At 39.6% G+C, this 15,508-nt stretch carries 15 protein-coding genes; 6 read left to right on the forward strand and 9 right to left on the reverse strand.

What is annotated here, in order from left to right:
- Nucleotides 1–31 precede the first annotated feature (31 nt).
- Together M1F26_RS06725 and M1F26_RS06730 are read left to right on the forward strand one after the other, a co-directional pair.
- Entirely contained in the window at nucleotides 32–466 is a 435-nt protein-coding gene (locus M1F26_RS06725) for a type II toxin-antitoxin system RatA family toxin (RefSeq protein ID WP_036959027.1), read from the forward strand.
- The gene (locus M1F26_RS06730) at nucleotides 450–755 is read left to right on the forward strand and encodes an RnfH family protein (protein ID WP_180359530.1); all 306 of its coding nucleotides are present in this window, start codon (nucleotides 450–452) and stop codon (nucleotides 753–755) included. Before M1F26_RS06725 ends, M1F26_RS06730 begins: the two co-directional genes overlap by 17 nt.
- 173 nt (nucleotides 756–928) lie before the next feature.
- On the opposite strand, the gene bamE is transcribed toward M1F26_RS06730, so the two are convergent.
- From bamE to nadK, 3 genes are all read right to left on the reverse strand, one after another.
- The gene (bamE, locus tag M1F26_RS06735; RefSeq protein ID WP_004265001.1) at nucleotides 929–1,321 is read right to left on the reverse strand and encodes an outer membrane protein assembly factor BamE; all 393 of its coding nucleotides are present in this window, start codon (nucleotides 1,319–1,321) and stop codon (nucleotides 929–931) included.
- Nucleotides 1,322–1,433: 112 nt separating this feature from the next.
- A complete protein-coding gene (gene recN / locus M1F26_RS06740; protein WP_318837663.1) occupies nucleotides 1,434–3,095 on the reverse strand; it encodes a DNA repair protein RecN in 1,662 nt (553 codons plus the stop codon).
- Between the two features lie 86 nt (nucleotides 3,096–3,181).
- Nucleotides 3,182–4,081, reverse strand: coding sequence for an NAD(+) kinase (nadK, locus tag M1F26_RS06745; protein ID WP_140172283.1), 900 nt, complete (start codon nucleotides 4,079–4,081; stop codon nucleotides 3,182–3,184).
- A 101-nt stretch (nucleotides 4,082–4,182) separates the two neighbouring features.
- On the opposite strand from nadK, the gene grpE reads away from it, so the two are divergent.
- Nucleotides 4,183–4,776, forward strand: a complete 594-nt coding sequence (grpE, locus tag M1F26_RS06750; protein WP_004264998.1) for a nucleotide exchange factor GrpE — start codon at nucleotides 4,183–4,185, stop codon at nucleotides 4,774–4,776.
- Between the two features lie 53 nt (nucleotides 4,777–4,829).
- Here the strand turns inward: grpE and ung are convergent, their stop codons facing one another.
- Nucleotides 4,830–5,510, reverse strand: a complete 681-nt coding sequence (ung, locus tag M1F26_RS06755; RefSeq protein ID WP_140172284.1) for a uracil-DNA glycosylase — start codon at nucleotides 5,508–5,510, stop codon at nucleotides 4,830–4,832.
- 380 nt (nucleotides 5,511–5,890) lie between these two features.
- On the opposite strand from ung, the gene grcA reads away from it, so the two are divergent.
- Nucleotides 5,891–6,274, forward strand: a complete 384-nt coding sequence (grcA, locus tag M1F26_RS06760) for an autonomous glycyl radical cofactor GrcA (protein ID WP_036959024.1) — start codon at nucleotides 5,891–5,893, stop codon at nucleotides 6,272–6,274.
- 158 nt (nucleotides 6,275–6,432) lie between these two features.
- Nucleotides 6,433–7,878: an ankyrin repeat domain-containing protein gene (locus M1F26_RS06765; protein ID WP_140172285.1), complete on the forward strand. Its 1,446-nt coding sequence runs from the start codon at nucleotides 6,433–6,435 to the stop codon at nucleotides 7,876–7,878.
- 32 nt (nucleotides 7,879–7,910) lie between these two features.
- Here M1F26_RS06765 and srmB read toward each other — a convergent pair whose 3' ends face one another.
- The 4 genes from srmB to M1F26_RS06785 form a co-directional block, all read right to left on the reverse strand.
- The gene (gene srmB, locus M1F26_RS06770; protein WP_140172286.1) at nucleotides 7,911–9,248 is read right to left on the reverse strand and encodes an ATP-dependent RNA helicase SrmB; all 1,338 of its coding nucleotides are present in this window, start codon (nucleotides 9,246–9,248) and stop codon (nucleotides 7,911–7,913) included.
- 193 nt (nucleotides 9,249–9,441) lie between these two features.
- The gene (gene gltS, locus M1F26_RS06775) at nucleotides 9,442–10,647 is read right to left on the reverse strand and encodes a sodium/glutamate symporter (RefSeq protein ID WP_036959023.1); all 1,206 of its coding nucleotides are present in this window, start codon (nucleotides 10,645–10,647) and stop codon (nucleotides 9,442–9,444) included.
- Nucleotides 10,648–11,290: 643 nt separating this feature from the next.
- On the reverse strand, nucleotides 11,291–12,208 hold the full coding sequence (gene hutG / locus M1F26_RS06780) for a formimidoylglutamase (protein WP_140172287.1): 918 nt from the start codon (nucleotides 12,206–12,208) through the stop codon (nucleotides 11,291–11,293).
- 2 nt (nucleotides 12,209–12,210) lie between these two features.
- The gene (locus M1F26_RS06785) at nucleotides 12,211–12,942 is read right to left on the reverse strand and encodes an IclR family transcriptional regulator (protein WP_004912819.1); all 732 of its coding nucleotides are present in this window, start codon (nucleotides 12,940–12,942) and stop codon (nucleotides 12,211–12,213) included.
- A 158-nt stretch (nucleotides 12,943–13,100) separates the two neighbouring features.
- Here M1F26_RS06785 and trmN point away from each other — a divergent pair, with 158 nt between their 5' ends.
- Nucleotides 13,101–13,835, forward strand: coding sequence for a tRNA(1)(Val) (adenine(37)-N(6))-methyltransferase TrmN (gene trmN, locus M1F26_RS06790; protein WP_140172288.1), 735 nt, complete (start codon nucleotides 13,101–13,103; stop codon nucleotides 13,833–13,835).
- Nucleotides 13,836–13,865: 30 nt separating this feature from the next.
- Here the strand turns inward: trmN and nadB are convergent, their stop codons facing one another.
- Nucleotides 13,866–15,461, reverse strand: a complete 1,596-nt coding sequence (gene nadB, locus M1F26_RS06795; RefSeq protein WP_180359531.1) for an L-aspartate oxidase — start codon at nucleotides 15,459–15,461, stop codon at nucleotides 13,866–13,868.
- Nucleotides 15,462–15,508: the final 47 nt, after the last annotated feature.

A 15,508-nucleotide genomic window follows, 5' to 3' on the forward strand; every position in this document is an offset into this window, starting at 1 on the left:
ATACGCTCAGTTTTTGGGGATAGGAATTGATATGCCACAGATTAGTCGCTCTGCGTTGGTCCCTTTTAGCGCAGAACAAATGTATAAACTCGTTAATGACGTTATTTCATATCCGAGCTTTTTGCCGGGGTGTGTGGGTAGCCGAATTATTAGTCATAGTTCTGAAGAAATGACCGCTTCTGTTGAAGTGTCAAAAGCAGGCATTAGCAAAACTTTTGTCACAAAAAATGTGCTAGAGGATAACAAGTGCATTCATATGCAACTTGTGGAAGGGCCATTTAGTAAATTAGCTGGTGGTTGGAAATTTATTCCTTTAAGCCCTGATGCTTGTAAAATCGAGTTTCACCTTGATTTTGAATTTACAAATAAATTGATAGAACTTGCATTTGGCAAAATTTTTAAGGAATTAGCTAATAATATGGTTCAAGCCTTCACTTTAAGAGCAAAGGATGTATACAGTGTCTGAGCTGAATATTGAAGTGACATATGCGCTTCCTGAAAAGCAATTTTTGCTATCAGTAAAAGTGAAAGAGGGGGCGACAATAGAAGAAGCAATACTAGCTTCTGGTATTTTAGCTCTTAGAGATGATATTGATCTTAAAAAAAATAAGATTGGTATTTATAGTCGCCCTGCTAAATTGACAGATTTAGTGCAAGATGGGGATCGTGTTGAGATTTATCGACCTTTGATTGCAGACCCAAAAGAATTACGTCGCAAACGAGCGGAAAAGTTTAAAGAAGTTAAAAATAAGTAAACCGATTATACGTAGCGAACCGAGCAAAGCTCGGTTTTTGTCTTTAAATTTATTTATACAAGTTGAGTCTAAATAAATTTTTAATAAAGATACTCATAATAACAACCCGCCTGAATAAGTCCTTCATAAAACAGGTTGTTACTATCACACTAGGTGGTTCTTAGTGTTTGTGGTTAGTCAGCTGTTTTAGTTTCTGATGCTTTTGTTTCAGCAGCTTCCATTGATTCCTGCGCGGCAAGATTTTTCTCGTTTTTGATGTCAGTAAGAATACCATTGCGATCAAAAATCAGAGTCAAAGTTTCTTGCTGAACTGGGTCATGCCCTAGTTCTTGGCGGAAAACATAATACCAAGTCTGAGTACCAAACGGGTCAGATAACATTGGCGTGCCCAAAGTATAAGCGACCTGTTGCTGTGTCATTCCTTTTTGGATCTTAGCAACATCTTTCGCTGTGAGGTAATTACCTTGGTTAATGTCCGGGTGATAGACAAGACGTTCCATCATTGAACAGCCCGTAGACATTAATGCGAGTGATAGTGCGGCAGCAGTTAACAATTTATAACGCATGGATATCTCATTCCTTTTGGAGTCAGAACATCAATGATAATCGACATTGATACAATTTAAAACCTTCCTTATCGACTCTAAGACCACATGAGCGTAAAAAAGTTGTCAAAAATTATGCTGCAAGTAACTCTTTTGCGTTGGCTAGTGTATTTTTGGTGACTTCTGAACCTGCCAAAAGGCGCGCAAGCTCTTGTAATCTAGATTTTTTATCTAATAGCTGCATATGAGTTTCAGTTTCAACTCCATTAGTTTCTTTGCTTACATAAAAATGATGATGTCCACAACCTGCAACTTGAGGTAAATGCGTTACACACATGACTTGAGTTGATTCACCTAACTCACGTAATAACTTACCAACAATAGCGGCTGTTGGTCCGCTAATACCCACATCGACCTCATCAAAAATTAACGCTGGAGTATCCATTTTCTTAGCGGTAATAACTTGAATAGCTAGTGCGATACGCGATAGTTCACCACCTGAAGCAACTTTAGCGAGCGCCTGATGTGGCTGGCCTGGGTTCGTTGTAACATTGAACTCTATCTTACATGCACCATCAACCTGCAATTGTTCTGGTATAAATTTCACATCAATAGTAAACAGACCATGAGGCATTGAAAGTTGATGCATACTGTTGGTAATTAGTGTGCTTAACTCTTGGGCATAATGCAGTCGCACATGGTGTAAACGCTCTGCACAAGCTAATGCTTTTTGATGATCGATAGCAACTTGCTCGTTTAAAGTTTCACAATCTTCGTTTTGATTAGCAATTTGTTCTTGCTCAGTCAATAACTGTTGAAATAGTTCAGGTAGTGCCTCGGGGCTAACATGATGTTTTCGAGCTAAGCTAATTTGTTTAGAGATACGTTGCTCAAGTTCAAATAAACGGTTGGGATCAAGTTCGTATTGATCGCAATAATGTTTTATTTCATCACTGACTTCACTGACTTGTATTGATGCTTCTTCAAGCATATTGAGAAGTTCTGAAAATTTCGGATTGAGAGCAACGAGATCAGTCAATTCATTTTTTGCCATATTTAATAAACTAATGACGTTCGCATCATCATTTTCAGATAGCATGTGCGTGGTTGTTTGACCAATAGATAAAAATTGCCCATGATTAGCGAGTTGTTTATATTCTTGGTCTATCTCTTCAAATTCTCCTTGAACAGGAAGGAATTCGTTCAGTTCTTTTAGATGATATTCCAGCAACTGTTGTCGAGATTCACGCTCTTGCATCTCTTTTTGAAATACGGCTAATTGTTGGCAGGAGTCGTGCCATGTTTTCCATGCTTTTTTCATTTGAGCAAGTAGTTCTTGCTGGTTTGAATAGGCATCAAGCAGGGACTTTTGATGAGTGTTATCTAGCAAGAGTTGGTGCGCGTGCTGGCCATGAATTTGGATCAGTAATGTACCGAGTTCTCTAAGTTGTGATAAAGGTACAGAAACGCCGTTAATAAAACCTCGGGAACGGCCGTCAGGAGAGATAGTCCGACGTAATAAGCACTCATTTTGGTTATCAAGTTGGTGCTCAATAAGCCAATTAGCAGCCATCTCAGCATCAACTAAGGAAAAACGGGCACAAAGATCAGCACGCAGTGCACCAGGGCGTACCATATTGGCTTCCCCCCGATTACCTAAACATAGGCCAAGAGCATCAATAGCAATGGACTTACCCGCACCTGTTTCACCGGTTATGGCTGTCATACCATTACGGAAATCAATTTCTAATTCACGTACGATTGCAAAATTATTGATTGTTAGTTGGGTAAGCATCTGCGCTCTCCTGTAAAAATACACACCTGTGTTTTAATACAGTGTATGACTGTTTTTTTATACAGTAAAGAGGCAGAATGAAAAAATTAAAAAGTTTTTTTAGCCCAGCCTAATTTTGAACTTAATGTATTGAAATAATTGTAATCTTGTGGATGAACTAAATTAAGATTTTTATTACTACGTTTAACAATAACTTCCTCTCCATCCTGAATAGGGAGCATAATTTGGCTGTCACAGCTGACTTCATAATCAATATTTGTTCGTAAAAACTTCAACCGAATACTGCTGTTGCTGCTAATCACCAGTGGTCTGGAGGATAAGGTATGTGGAAACATTGGAACTAATACAATAGCATCCAAGTTTGGGGTTAAAATAGGGCCACCTGCGGAAAGAGAATAAGCTGTAGAACCTGTTGGTGTGGCGATAATCAAACCATCAGAACGTTGAGAAAAGGCAAATTTTTCATCAATGTAAACCTCGAATTCGATCATATGCGCAACTTTGCCTGGGTGCAGAACAATCTCATTAATTGCGGTGCTTTTACGGGCTTTTTGGTTAGCTTTAATGACTTGTGCTTCTAGTAAAAAACGTCTTTCTTCGCGGTATTTTCCTTCAAGAACACTTGAAAGTTGTTGCAATGCATTATCAGGGTCTAAATCAGTAAGAAAACCGAGATTACCACGATTTACACCGATCACTTTATTATTATACCGGGATAAAATACGAGCAGCGCCAAGCATATTGCCATCCCCGCCAACGACGACAACTAAATCAGCCTGTTGGCCTATTTCAGTTAATGTACCAGTGTTGGCATTAGATAATTTTAAATCTTTAGCAACTTGTTTATCGATAATGGCATGATAATTTTTTGAAATTAACCAATGGTATATTAATTCATGAGTTGCCAATGCTTCAGGATGCCTAGGGTGCCCGACAATGCCTATCGTTTTAAAATGTGGTAGTGCTGTATTATTGTCCTTTCGCATACTTTTTTGGCCTCTGATTGTATGACTTCCCTTGAATCCCTGTATTAGATCCCCATAATACTCTCATATATGGGATTAATGCTAAATACGCGGAGATATTCATGAGTAGTAAAGACCAAAACATGCATGATGAGCAAGCTTTTGAACAAAATGAATCACAAAAAGTTCAAGCTGAGCAAGAAGCCAGCGTTCAACAAGCTGATGAGTTACAAGCAGACGAACAAGCGTTAGCCGCGCGTATTGCTGAGCTTGAGCAACAGTTAGAAGCTTCACAAAAAACTGAACGTGAAGCGATGTTACGTGCACACGCAGAAATTGAAAATATTCGTCGTAGGACTGAGCAAGATATCGAAAAGGCACATAAATTTGCACTGGAAAAATTCTCAAATGAATTATTGCCAGTGATTGATAACTTGGAACGTGCAATAGAAGCTGCTGATCACGAAAGTGAAGAGTCTAAAGCGATGTTAGAAGGTTTAAATTTAACGTTAAAAACCTTTTTAGATGCAGTGGCTAAGTTCGGTATTGAGCCTGTCAGTGAAGTGAATGTGCCATTCAACCCTGAAGTTCATCAAGCGATGACGATGATTGAGTCACCTGATCACCAAGCTAATCATGTGATTGATGTGATGCAAAAAGGGTACACGTTAAATAACCGTTTACTCAGACCTGCAATGGTTATTGTGTCTAAATAATCGATGAAATGGGATACGTGAGTATCCCATTTTTTATTGTCCGCAATTTGAAATTATTCGCTAATTACAGGTGTCCAATCTATAGGTTTTTTGCCTTGCTGAGCTAAAATTTCATTTGTTTGTGAAAAATGCCCACAACCTAAAAACCCGCGATGAGCAGAAAGTGGGGAGGGATGTGGGGCTTTCAGAACATGATGGCGTTTAGTATCAATAATTTTACCTTTTTTCTGGGCATGAGAGCCCCAGAGTAAAAAGATCACGCCCTCGGTATTTTCATTAATTGCTTCAATAACTTTATCTGTAAATGTTTCCCAACCTAAATGTGCATGGGAATGGGCATTGCCTTGCTCGACGGTGAGGACGGTGTTAAGGAGTAAAACACCTTGTTGAGCCCAACTGAGCAAGTACCCATGATTAGGCCTTTGAAAGTCACTAATATCTTTTGCTAGCTCTTTATACATATTGACTAATGATGGTGGTGGCTTAATTCCTGGGAGTACGGAAAAAGAGAGGCCGTGAGCTTGCCCTGGCCCATGGTAAGGGTCTTGCCCAAGGATAACAACTTTAATATCAGAAAGCTCGGTATACCTAAATGCATTAAAAACGTCGTCTTGAGCAGGATAGATAATTTTACCATTTTTGCGTTGTTCTGCTACATAAGCCAACGTTTCTTTGAAATAAGGTTTTGATTTTTCAGGGCCAATAACATCGTGCCACGTAATGGAGTTTGACATGAAATATTCCATAACAATGAATTTAAGAAGGAACAATTATATGAACCAGTTGATAGCTATAAGCTTACTGGTTCATGAGGGAGAGATAAAGCCCTGATATTGAGTATTAATCTTTAAAAAAAATTGAAAATATATAAAAATAGTTAAAAAAGTGAATTATGAATTTTGATTTAAATCATAATGTTGGGTTGGTTGAATTAGTTACTAAGCGGAATAATTGATAAATATCAAAGAAAATAGGGGATCTAGCTGGTATAAAATACCTATATACATTGGTTAGACCAAATATCCAATTACAAGTTTTCATAAGATTGATGGTTAATGTAGCTTCGATTTATTAAGCAAATCGAATGCAATCTAGCTCGAACGTGGAGGTCGACATGATTACAGGTATTCAAATTACTAAAACTGATAATGCAGCATTGATGAATTCGTTTTGGTTACTGGATGACGAAAAAAATGAAGCTCGTTGTGTTTGTGCGAAAGCCGATTATAACGAAGGGCAAATCGTTGCTAAAGACGAATTAGGTGCTTTTGAGTATCGTGAAGTTCCTTTAGAAATGAAACCAACTGTACGTGTTGAAGGTGGTCAGCACTTAAATGTTAACGTATTAAGTCGTGAAACATTAGAAGATGCAGTTAAAAACCCAGAAAAATATCCACAATTAACAATCCGTGTTTCTGGTTATGCAGTGCGTTTTAATTCATTAACGCCTGAACAACAACGTGATGTTATTACTCGTACTTTCACTGAAAGCTTGTAATAAATATTAAATGTAATTACATCTAGTAATGCATAATAAATTCTAAAGCCATTGTTACCAATGGCTTTTTATTTGTTCCTAATAAAGTTGATTATTTCCCACCTTGGTTATTTGTATTTCAATATTCTTCCAACAAATACACTTGTTAGGGAGAATTCATGTCACTACCAACACTACAAACATTATCAAAAAAAGATGAATATATTTTTGTTAGAGAAAACTTAAATATTTATTTGCAGCACCAACATCAAGAAATTAAACCTTGTATAACAGATTTATGGCCTAAAGAGATATTAAGAGAAGACTTCTTAGGAGGTCATGCACAACAAAATGACTATATTTTGGCTCTATTAGCGCAAGGTGCTTATCATAAAAATTGGCGGAATATTCAGGGTGTTGAAAGATTAAGTAATAAAGAGATTTTTGATCTCGGAGTTAATGCAGAACTATTAAACGACGAGCAAACAGGTTTTCAAGCTAATATCTGTCGATTTAATGATTTATATATTCTTTGTTTTGCTGGTACTAACGATATTATCGATTTTTACAGTAATATTCGTCAAGGCCTTGGTTTTTATGAGTCTCAATATTTTCAAGCTGTTGGTTTGATGAATGTTTTATTCAATGCAGTTAATGGAAACACAATTTGTACAGGGCACTCATTAGGTGGAGGATTGGCATCAATAGCGGCGTTAGCGAGTCAATCACCCTGTATCGCATTCAGTCCTGCAGGGCTGGCAAAAAATACTATTAATAATATTGGGATTGATTATCACGTTGCTGAAAAAATGGCACAAGAAGGGTTGATACGTTATTACACGGTGCAATATGATTGGCTCGATGGATTACAAAACTCTTTACCGATCCCTTCTGCGTTGGGAAATTGTATTAAAATGGCTTATAGCGAACATAGCTCTTGGAAAAATTGGTTACCCACCCGTTTATTAACAAGAAGTTTTATTGCTCATTCAATGCTTAAAATTATTAGGGTTATGTGCAAACATAAGCCATGGAATAATTGGAATGCAATCACAGGTGAATATAATAAGGTACAAGAAATACCACTAGAAATATTTCCAACTAAAGAAGAAAAACAGGAAATGAGTTGGCAGGAATGTTGTGAAAGTGCTATCAAAAAAGGAAATATAACGGAGTTTTCAGCACTTTTATCATTAGACCATAAACCTTGCGACATTAATTTTCTTGCTCAGCACTCAGTGAGAACAGCTAATGGGCAATTTATGAAAATTTTAATTGAATCCCGTTATGGCCAATCAATTAAAATGTTTCAATCAAGAGAACAAAAAAGTATTTTACATTTAGCGGCGCAAAATGGTTGTTTTGTACAGTCACAACTGTTATTAAAAAATGGATTAACAGTTAATATTAAGGATAGTTTGGGGAATACCCCTTTACATGATGCTTTAAATAGTCATGCTCTCGATGTTGCCGCATTATTATTGGAGAATGGGGCTGATTGGCGTATTAAAAATAATAAAGGCTTAGATTGTAAGGATATACTTGGTAACCATATTATTAAATATGATTTATTAACGCCTGAAGGCAAACAAATGCGAGATAAAGCTTTTCAAATGATGAGCTAAATAAAAAACGGGCCTAAACCCGTTTTTAGTGCCTAGCTTTTGTCGTTATCTATTGATACGGAATGGCTAGCAGGAGTACGACGTTTCCCAATATTTTTCTTGTCGCGATGGCGTACTTTTTCTTTTTTCTTGGCTTGTTCTTCTTTTTTCTTTTCTTTACGCTTAGCAAGCACTTTCTTCGACGGTTTTGGCTTATTTAGCATCGCTTCTGAAGGGGCTTTAGTTGTTGGACGTAAAGAATCAACCACACGAATTTTGATAGGTTCTTCAATATAACGAGTAATTTTACCCAATAATGGGAAGTCATGCGCTTCGACTAAGGAAATTGCGGTTCCTTTACGTCCAGCTCGGCCGGTACGGCCAATACGGTGCAAATACACATCTGCAGTTCTAGGTAAGTCAAAGTTAAAAACATGGCTAACGTTTTCGATATCTAAGCCACGGGAAGCAACATCTGTTGCAACGAGTACTTTAACTTGGCCATCAACTAGGCGACGTACCGCTTCATTACGCTTAGCCTGTGGCATTTCACCTTCAAGATAACAAGGTTCGATACCTGCTTCACGTAACCATTGGACTAATTCGCGCAAACGCTCACGCTTACGCACAAATACGATAGCTTTGGTGACTTCATCCTGTTTTAACAAATGGCACAGTAATGCTGTTTTATGCTCTAGAGTGTCAGCACGGTAATGAAATTGCTGAATTTTTTTACGTTCACGGCGTGAAGGGTCGGCGTCAATTTCAATTGGGTCTTCTAATAAACGCTCAGCAAAGTCACGAATAGCTTCGCCTTCAAGAGTGGCAGAAAACAGCATAGTTTGCTTGCGCCAGCGTGTTTCGCCTGCAATTGTTTCTATGTCATTGGCAAAGCCCATGTCGAGCATGCGGTCAGCTTCGTCAAGGATCAAAATCTCAACTGCTCGGCAGTCAAAGTTTTCTTCTTTAATATATTGGAGTAGACGGCCTGTTGTTGCGACGACAATATCTTGATTTTCGCTGAAAACTTCAGCGTGATTCATATAAGCAACACCACCCGTGATTGTTGCAATATCGAGGTGATTATGGGCACATAATTCTTTTGCTTGGTCAGCAACCTGCATGGCTAATTCACGAGTTGGCGTGACAACTAGAACGCGAGGCGGCCCTGATTTCTTTCTAGGGAAATCAAGTAAATGTTGGATCGCAGGTAGTAAAAACGCGGCTGTTTTACCTGTACCTGTCGGGGCTGAACCTAATACATCGCGGCCATCCATTGCAGCAGGAATAGCTGCCGCTTGAATAGCGGTTGGACGTTGATAGCCTTTATCTGAAAGCGCATCAATTAGGCTTTCATCAAGTTCAAGTTCAGTAAAAGTGGATGCAGTCATGATATACCTCTATTTGGGGCGCTGATTATAAACAGGTTAGCAAAATTGTTCACCTGAAAAAATCAGCTTTGCTCAAGTGTAACTGTTTTCACTGTGGACAGGGAGCGATATATCAATGTATGTGAGTGAAATATAGAGAAGATAAATAATTGAAGGAGGAAAGAGCTTTTCCTCCTTTATATGCTTATCTAACTTAGCTAAGTATATTAATTAACCATGTATGATAAGGAATACCAACTAAGTCAATGAGCACGGCACCACTGAGTGGCACAATCATGAAAGCTTTCATTGACACTTGTTTGTAACGTTCACAAACAGAGGACATATTCGCCATTGCATTTGGCGTCGCACCTAAGCCGTGCCCCATTAGGCCTGCACACATTACTGCGGCATCGTAGTTTTTGCCTAATAAGCGGAAAATGACAAAGACAACTAATAGAATTAAAATAATCACTTGCGCCAATAGAATGGTGAATAATGGCAAAGCAACAGCTTTTAGCTCCCATATTTTCAATGACATCATCGCCATAGTCAAAAATAGGCCAAGCGAAACTTCAGAGATAAGGTCAACCGACTTTTGGTTAATACGGAATAATTCTACTTGGTCATTAATATTGCGAATAACAATCGCAATGATCATTGCTCCAACATAGCTCGGCAAAGAAAACCCGGTTGCTTTGGTAAATTGCGCTGAAGCGAATTGACCAATAACCATAATTCCAAGAACAAGTGCTAGCATTTTTAAAAAGGCGTGAGCATCGATGGATTCAATTTTTCCAGCAATGGTTTCAGGAACTTGAACTCGCTCAACATTTTCATCAGCTTTAATCTGCACGTTAAATTTCTTAATTAAGAATGTTGCAATCGGACCACCAAGTAAACTTCCTGTAATTAGGCCGAATGTTGCTGCGGCAATTGCGGCAACCGTTGCGGATTGCACGCCAAGGCCCTCAGCCATGCCACCAAAGGCTGCTGCACCACCATGTCCCCCAGTAAGAGAAACGCCACCAGCCATGATACCAATAACGGGATCAACACCGAGTAAATGAGCAAGGCCTGCACCAAAGGTGTCTTGGAAAATAACCACAAACCAGCAGATAAACAGGTAGATAAAGAGTAACCGACCACCACTTTTTAAAATACGGAAGCTGCCGTCAATACCAATAGTGGTAAAGAAAGCGACCATTAAGAAGGTTTGTAAACTGGTATCAAAATTGATTTCGGCCAGATTAAATGATTTGAGCCCCCAAATAATCAAACTAACCAGAAAGCCGCCAATGACGGGAGAAGGGATACAAAAGCGCTGTAGCCATTCGATACGTTTCTTCAAGTGGATCCCCATGAGTAAGCAGATCACCGTTAGGAAGAGGGTGGAGAGTGTGTCGAGGTGTAGAATCATATTTTTCCCTTTTTAACTGTTGTCTTTCACGCTACAGCGTTGTTGGCCGCGCTCCGTTACCCTAGTCACATACTTTTGTATGCTCCTAGGGATAACGTCACTTGCCGCCTAGCTGTAACGCGAAATTCAATAGTTAAAAACCATTAAGTTATTGCGCTACAGCGTTGTTGGCCGCGCTCCGTTACCCTAGTCACATACTTTTGTATGCTCCTAGGGATAACGTCACTTGCCGCCTAGCTGTAACGCGAAATTCAATAGTTAAAAACCATTAAGTTATTGCGCTACAGCGTTGTTGGCCGCGCTCCGTTACCCTAGTCACATACTTTTGTATGCTCCTAGGGATAACGTCACTTGCTGCCTAGCTGTAACGCGAAATTTAATAGTTAAAAACCATTAAGTTATTGCGCTACAGCGTTGTTGGCCGCGCTCCACCCTAGTCACATACTTTTGTATGCTCCTAGGGATAACGTCACTTGCTGCCTAGCTGTAACGCGAAATTCAATAGTTAAAAACCATTAAGTTATTGTGTTACGGCTAGTTTGATAATCAACTTCAAAGCTATTTTTATTGTGGTGTTTGAAAATTAATAATCTTAACAGCGTGAGAAACAGTGTATTTATCAGTCGAGTTGTTGTGTTGTTTATTAGAATAAATATTGGTATATCAAATAAGCCGCGAGTTTGGCGGTATGGTTGTCAATATCAAATTCAGGATTACATTCTGCGATATCAAAAACCGCAATTTTTTGGCTGCTCTTGATAATGGCAAACAATTCATCAAAAATTTCAGTAGAAATGCCTTTTGGTGCTGGTGCACTAACGCCCGGTGCAATAGCGGCGGAAAAGACATCTAAATCAACGGTGACATATAAATAGTCTACTTCGTCAATAAATTTTTTAATTTTTTCAATCGCTTGAGGTAGCTTAGAATAAGCGAGTTCTTTATCGCGGATATATTGGCAACCTAGCGTATCTGCGGTATCGAATAATACTTTTGTATTGCCATGATCTGCGATACCTAGACATAAATATTTGAAAGAGCGTTGGTGTTGCTGGCACAACATGGCAGATTGTAAAAATGGAGTGCCAGAAGTGGCAACAGGGGCTTCACGCAAATCAAAATGTGCATCAAAGTTAATAATACCAATCGTTTTACCCGCTTGATGTTGTTCAACGTAGTCAAACAGGCCCTGGAAGCTCGCAAATGCAACTTCATGACCGCCGCCAAGGACAATCGGTTTTTGGTTATCAGCGAGGAGGACGATAAGTTGGTCGGATAAACGGCGCTGTGCTGCTTCTAAATTGTCATCATCACAGCGAATTGTACCGGCATCTTTGATTGCAATCGGCTGATGAATAGGCAACCCTGCCAGTTGATGACGAATTGCATCAGGGCCTGCTTTTGCACCTTGGCGGCCTTTATTGCGTCGAACGCCCTCATCAGAAGCAAAACCAATTAATGCAAACTTGGCAGGTGTGTGTTTATTAATGACTTGGTGGATGCGCAAATGTTCTTGTGTTTCACCATCTGTGCGCCCTTGCCATTGGAAAGGTTGTGTCATAGTTACTCCAAGTTAATTAATTTAGTGATGTTATGCGCTGTTTGGCAGGTGTGCGTGATAAATTCATCCACGCGATGTGTAGAGCGAAATTCAGGTGCCATAACTGAAACGACAGCTAACACATCATTACCTTTGAAAATCGGTGCAGAAACACCCAGTACGCCTTCATCGATTTCACTCACAGACATGCCGTAACCTTGTTTGCGTATCTGTTGTAAATCTTGTTGTAGCTTTATTTTTTGTTGTTCAGTGGTTAACTGCTTTGTATGAGCTTCAAGTACTTGGTTTTGATAGAGTTCATGACGAAAAGCTAACAATGTTTTCGCACTTGCTCCTTTAACTAAAGTATTGCCCCGGCCAATAATAAAAGAGCAGCGCAGCGCTTGTTCACTCTCAATCATGTCGACACAAATGGTCTCTCGTAAATTTGAGGTGATAATCGCCACGGTTTCTTGGGTTTTTTTCGCTAAAGTTTGCAGTTCTTGTTTAGACGCGCTCATCAATAAACTGTGGTGATAGTATTTTTCTTGATTTTTGATACTCTGCGAGCCAACACAGTATGTTCCATATTGTTTTGCGTGAGATACAAATTCCCAATCTATGAGAATTGTTAGTAAACGATAGACGGTTGATAATGGGATCTCTAACGCTGATGAGATAGACTGTGGCGTCACTGGAGATGCGCAAGTTGTGATGTAAGACAAGATGTCTAAGGTTCTATTTATACTGTTCATGGCATCTCCTTTTTTTCGAACTTATCAGTAAATTTTTTTTGTCTCAAATATAATTCTCATATTATGAGAATTATATTGTAGCAAATAGGTTAAATTATGACTTTTATTTGCTTAGTATGAGAATGTTCGAACAAGTATTAGCCAATTAGAGTGTTTGCATGTGTAAGCAAAAAAAGAATTACCGTAAAGGCGGTTTTACGTTTAAACAGTTTTTTGTGGCTCATGACCGATGTGCGATGAAAGTGGGGACGGATGGTGTGCTATTGGGGGCTTGGGCTCCTGTAGACGGTGTTCAGTCTGTATTGGATATTGGTAGCGGTAGTGGGCTAATAGCATTGATGCTAGCACAAAGAAATGCAATGTTATGTGTTGATGCCGTCGAGTTAGATAGTGACGCGGCAGTGCAAGCACAAGAAAATTTTATTGAATCCCCATGGGCGGATCGTTTACATGTCATCAATCAAGACATTGTGAGTTACAGCCAGTTGTTATCGCTTCAATATGATTTGATTGTTAGTAACCCACCTTACTTTGAACCTGCGGTTGCGTGTCGGGATGAAAAACGAGACCAAGCGAGATATACCGCAACATTAACTCATGATGTATTACTCGAAAGTGCAAAATCCTGTCTTACATCTCATGGACTATTTTGTTTAGTGCTGCCCTATGAAGTTGGTGAAAAAATACAGAAGATGGCTGAGAATTCAGGTTGGTTTACCGCTTTTCGCGTCAATGTTAGTGATAAACCTACAACGGTCTACCATCGCATGCTATTGGGCATTCAACTGCAAGAGATACAAACACAAGTGACATCGCTGGCACTCAAAGATGAAAAGGGTGAGTATACCGATGAATTTCGTAAACTAATTCAGCCATTTTATGTGAAATATTAAAGCCGGCTCAAAGGCCGGCCCTAGCTCACGTTATTCAGGTTTTAAAATAGTGGGGCCTGAATTAGGAAGTGGTTCTGGGTAATCCAAGTTGTAATGTAATCCACGGCTTTCTTTGCGTTCTAATGCACAACGAACCATTAATTCAGCGACTTGAACTAGGTTACGTAATTCAAGTAAGTTATTTGAAATGCGGAAATTTGCATAGTAGTCGTGAATTTCTTGCTGCAATAGATGGATGCGACGCAGTGCGCGCTCAAGCCGTTTTGTGGTTCTCACAATTCCCATGTAATCCCACATAAATAAGCGTAATTCATGCCAGTTATGTTGAATAACAACCTGTTCATCTGAGTTATGTACTCGGCTTTCATCCCATTCAGATAAATAGGGGATTTCGCCGATCTGTTTAATCGTTTTATTAATATTTTCTGCCGCCGCCCAACCATATACCAAGCATTCTAATAGTGAATTGGATGCCATACGGTTTGCACCATGTAAGCCAGTGTAGCTCACTTCGCCAATTGCATAGAGATTCTTGATATCAGTCATACCCGTTTCATCGACAATTACACCACCGCATGTGTAATGGGCCGCTGGGACGATAGGGATGGGCTCTTGAGTGAGGTCTAACCCTAAAGTCATCAATTTCGCATAAATAGTCGGGAAATGGTTTTTAACGAAATCGCTAGGCTTATGGCTAATGTCCAAATACATGCAATCAGCACCAAGGCGTTTCATTTCATGGTCAATAGCTCGTGCAACAACATCGCGAGGGGCAAGTTCACCGCGATCGTCGTGATCTGGCATAAATCGGCTACCATCAGGACGCTTGAGGTAAGCCCCCTCACCACGTAATGCTTCAGTTAATAAGAAATTGCGTGCTTGTGGGTGAAATAAACACGTTGGGTGGAATTGATTAAATTCAAGGTTAGCAACACGGCAGCCAGCCCGCCACGCCATTGCGATACCATCACCAGAAGAAATATCAGGGTTAGTGGTATATTGATAAACTTTAGCCGCGCCGCCCGTTGCTAGAACAATCGTTTTCGCTCGAATGGTTTCAACTTGCTCTTTTTGGCGATTCCATACGTAAGCGCCTAAAATTCGTGGCGATTCAGCCTCATTAGAAAGGATAAGGTCGACGGCATTATAGCGTTCTTTAATATGAATGTTTGGGTGGGCAAAAGCGAGGTCAACTAGCGTGGTTTCAACTTCTTTTCCTGTGGCATCAGCATGATGGAGGATCCGCCGATGACTATGGCCACCTTCACGGGTTAAATGATACTGTGTTTCACCGCTTTCGGTAATTTCAGTATCGAATAAAACACCTTGGTCAATAAGCCATTGCACGCAATGTTTCGCATTGGAGGCAATAAACTCAACAGCTTCTTTCTGGCAGATACCTGCACCAGCAATTAGGGTATCTTCTACATGGGATTCGATGCTGTCAGTGTCATCAAAAACGGCGGCAATACCACCTTGTGCGTAATATGATGCCCCTTCGCTGAGGCTGCTTTTACTGAGAATGGTCACTTGATGAAAAGGGGCGAGCCGTAAGGCAGCTGAAAGTCCTGCGACACCACTCCCAATGATTAAAATATCAGTGTAATGCTGTGTGGATTCGTTCATAAGTGTTTGCATGTATATAATAGTATGTATTGAGTTTTTTATGTTAG

The sequence above is a fragment of the Providencia sp. PROV048 genome (assembly GCF_033688165.1).
Classification (GTDB): domain Bacteria; phylum Pseudomonadota; class Gammaproteobacteria; order Enterobacterales; family Enterobacteriaceae; genus Providencia; species Providencia hangzhouensis.

Bases quoted from the DNA above. Each gene is read 5' to 3' on its own strand.
- nadB (WP_180359531.1), bottom strand. From the start codon at position 15,461: ATGAACGAATCCACACAGCATTACACTGATATTTTAATCATTGGGAGT.
- M1F26_RS06730 (WP_180359530.1), top strand. From the start codon at position 450: ATGTATACAGTGTCTGAGCTGAATATTGAAGTGACATATGCGCTTCCT.
- nadK (WP_140172283.1), bottom strand. From the start codon at position 4,081: ATGCGAAAGGACAATAATACAGCACTACCACATTTTAAAACGATAGGC.
- trmN (WP_140172288.1), top strand. From the start codon at position 13,101: ATGTGTAAGCAAAAAAAGAATTACCGTAAAGGCGGTTTTACGTTTAAA.
- M1F26_RS06785 (WP_004912819.1), bottom strand. From the start codon at position 12,942: ATGAACAGTATAAATAGAACCTTAGACATCTTGTCTTACATCACAACT.
- ung (WP_140172284.1), bottom strand. From the start codon at position 5,510: ATGTCAAACTCCATTACGTGGCACGATGTTATTGGCCCTGAAAAATCA.
- hutG (WP_140172287.1), bottom strand. From the start codon at position 12,208: ATGACACAACCTTTCCAATGGCAAGGGCGCACAGATGGTGAAACACAA.
- recN (WP_318837663.1), bottom strand. From the start codon at position 3,095: ATGCTTACCCAACTAACAATCAATAATTTTGCAATCGTACGTGAATTA.
- gltS (WP_036959023.1), bottom strand. From the start codon at position 10,647: ATGATTCTACACCTCGACACACTCTCCACCCTCTTCCTAACGGTGATC.
- M1F26_RS06765 (WP_140172285.1), top strand. From the start codon at position 6,433: ATGTCACTACCAACACTACAAACATTATCAAAAAAAGATGAATATATT.
- M1F26_RS06725 (WP_036959027.1), top strand. From the start codon at position 32: ATGCCACAGATTAGTCGCTCTGCGTTGGTCCCTTTTAGCGCAGAACAA.
- grcA (WP_036959024.1), top strand. From the start codon at position 5,891: ATGATTACAGGTATTCAAATTACTAAAACTGATAATGCAGCATTGATG.
- bamE (WP_004265001.1), bottom strand. From the start codon at position 1,321: ATGCGTTATAAATTGTTAACTGCTGCCGCACTATCACTCGCATTAATG.
- grpE (WP_004264998.1), top strand. From the start codon at position 4,183: ATGAGTAGTAAAGACCAAAACATGCATGATGAGCAAGCTTTTGAACAA.
- srmB (WP_140172286.1), bottom strand. From the start codon at position 9,248: ATGACTGCATCCACTTTTACTGAACTTGAACTTGATGAAAGCCTAATT.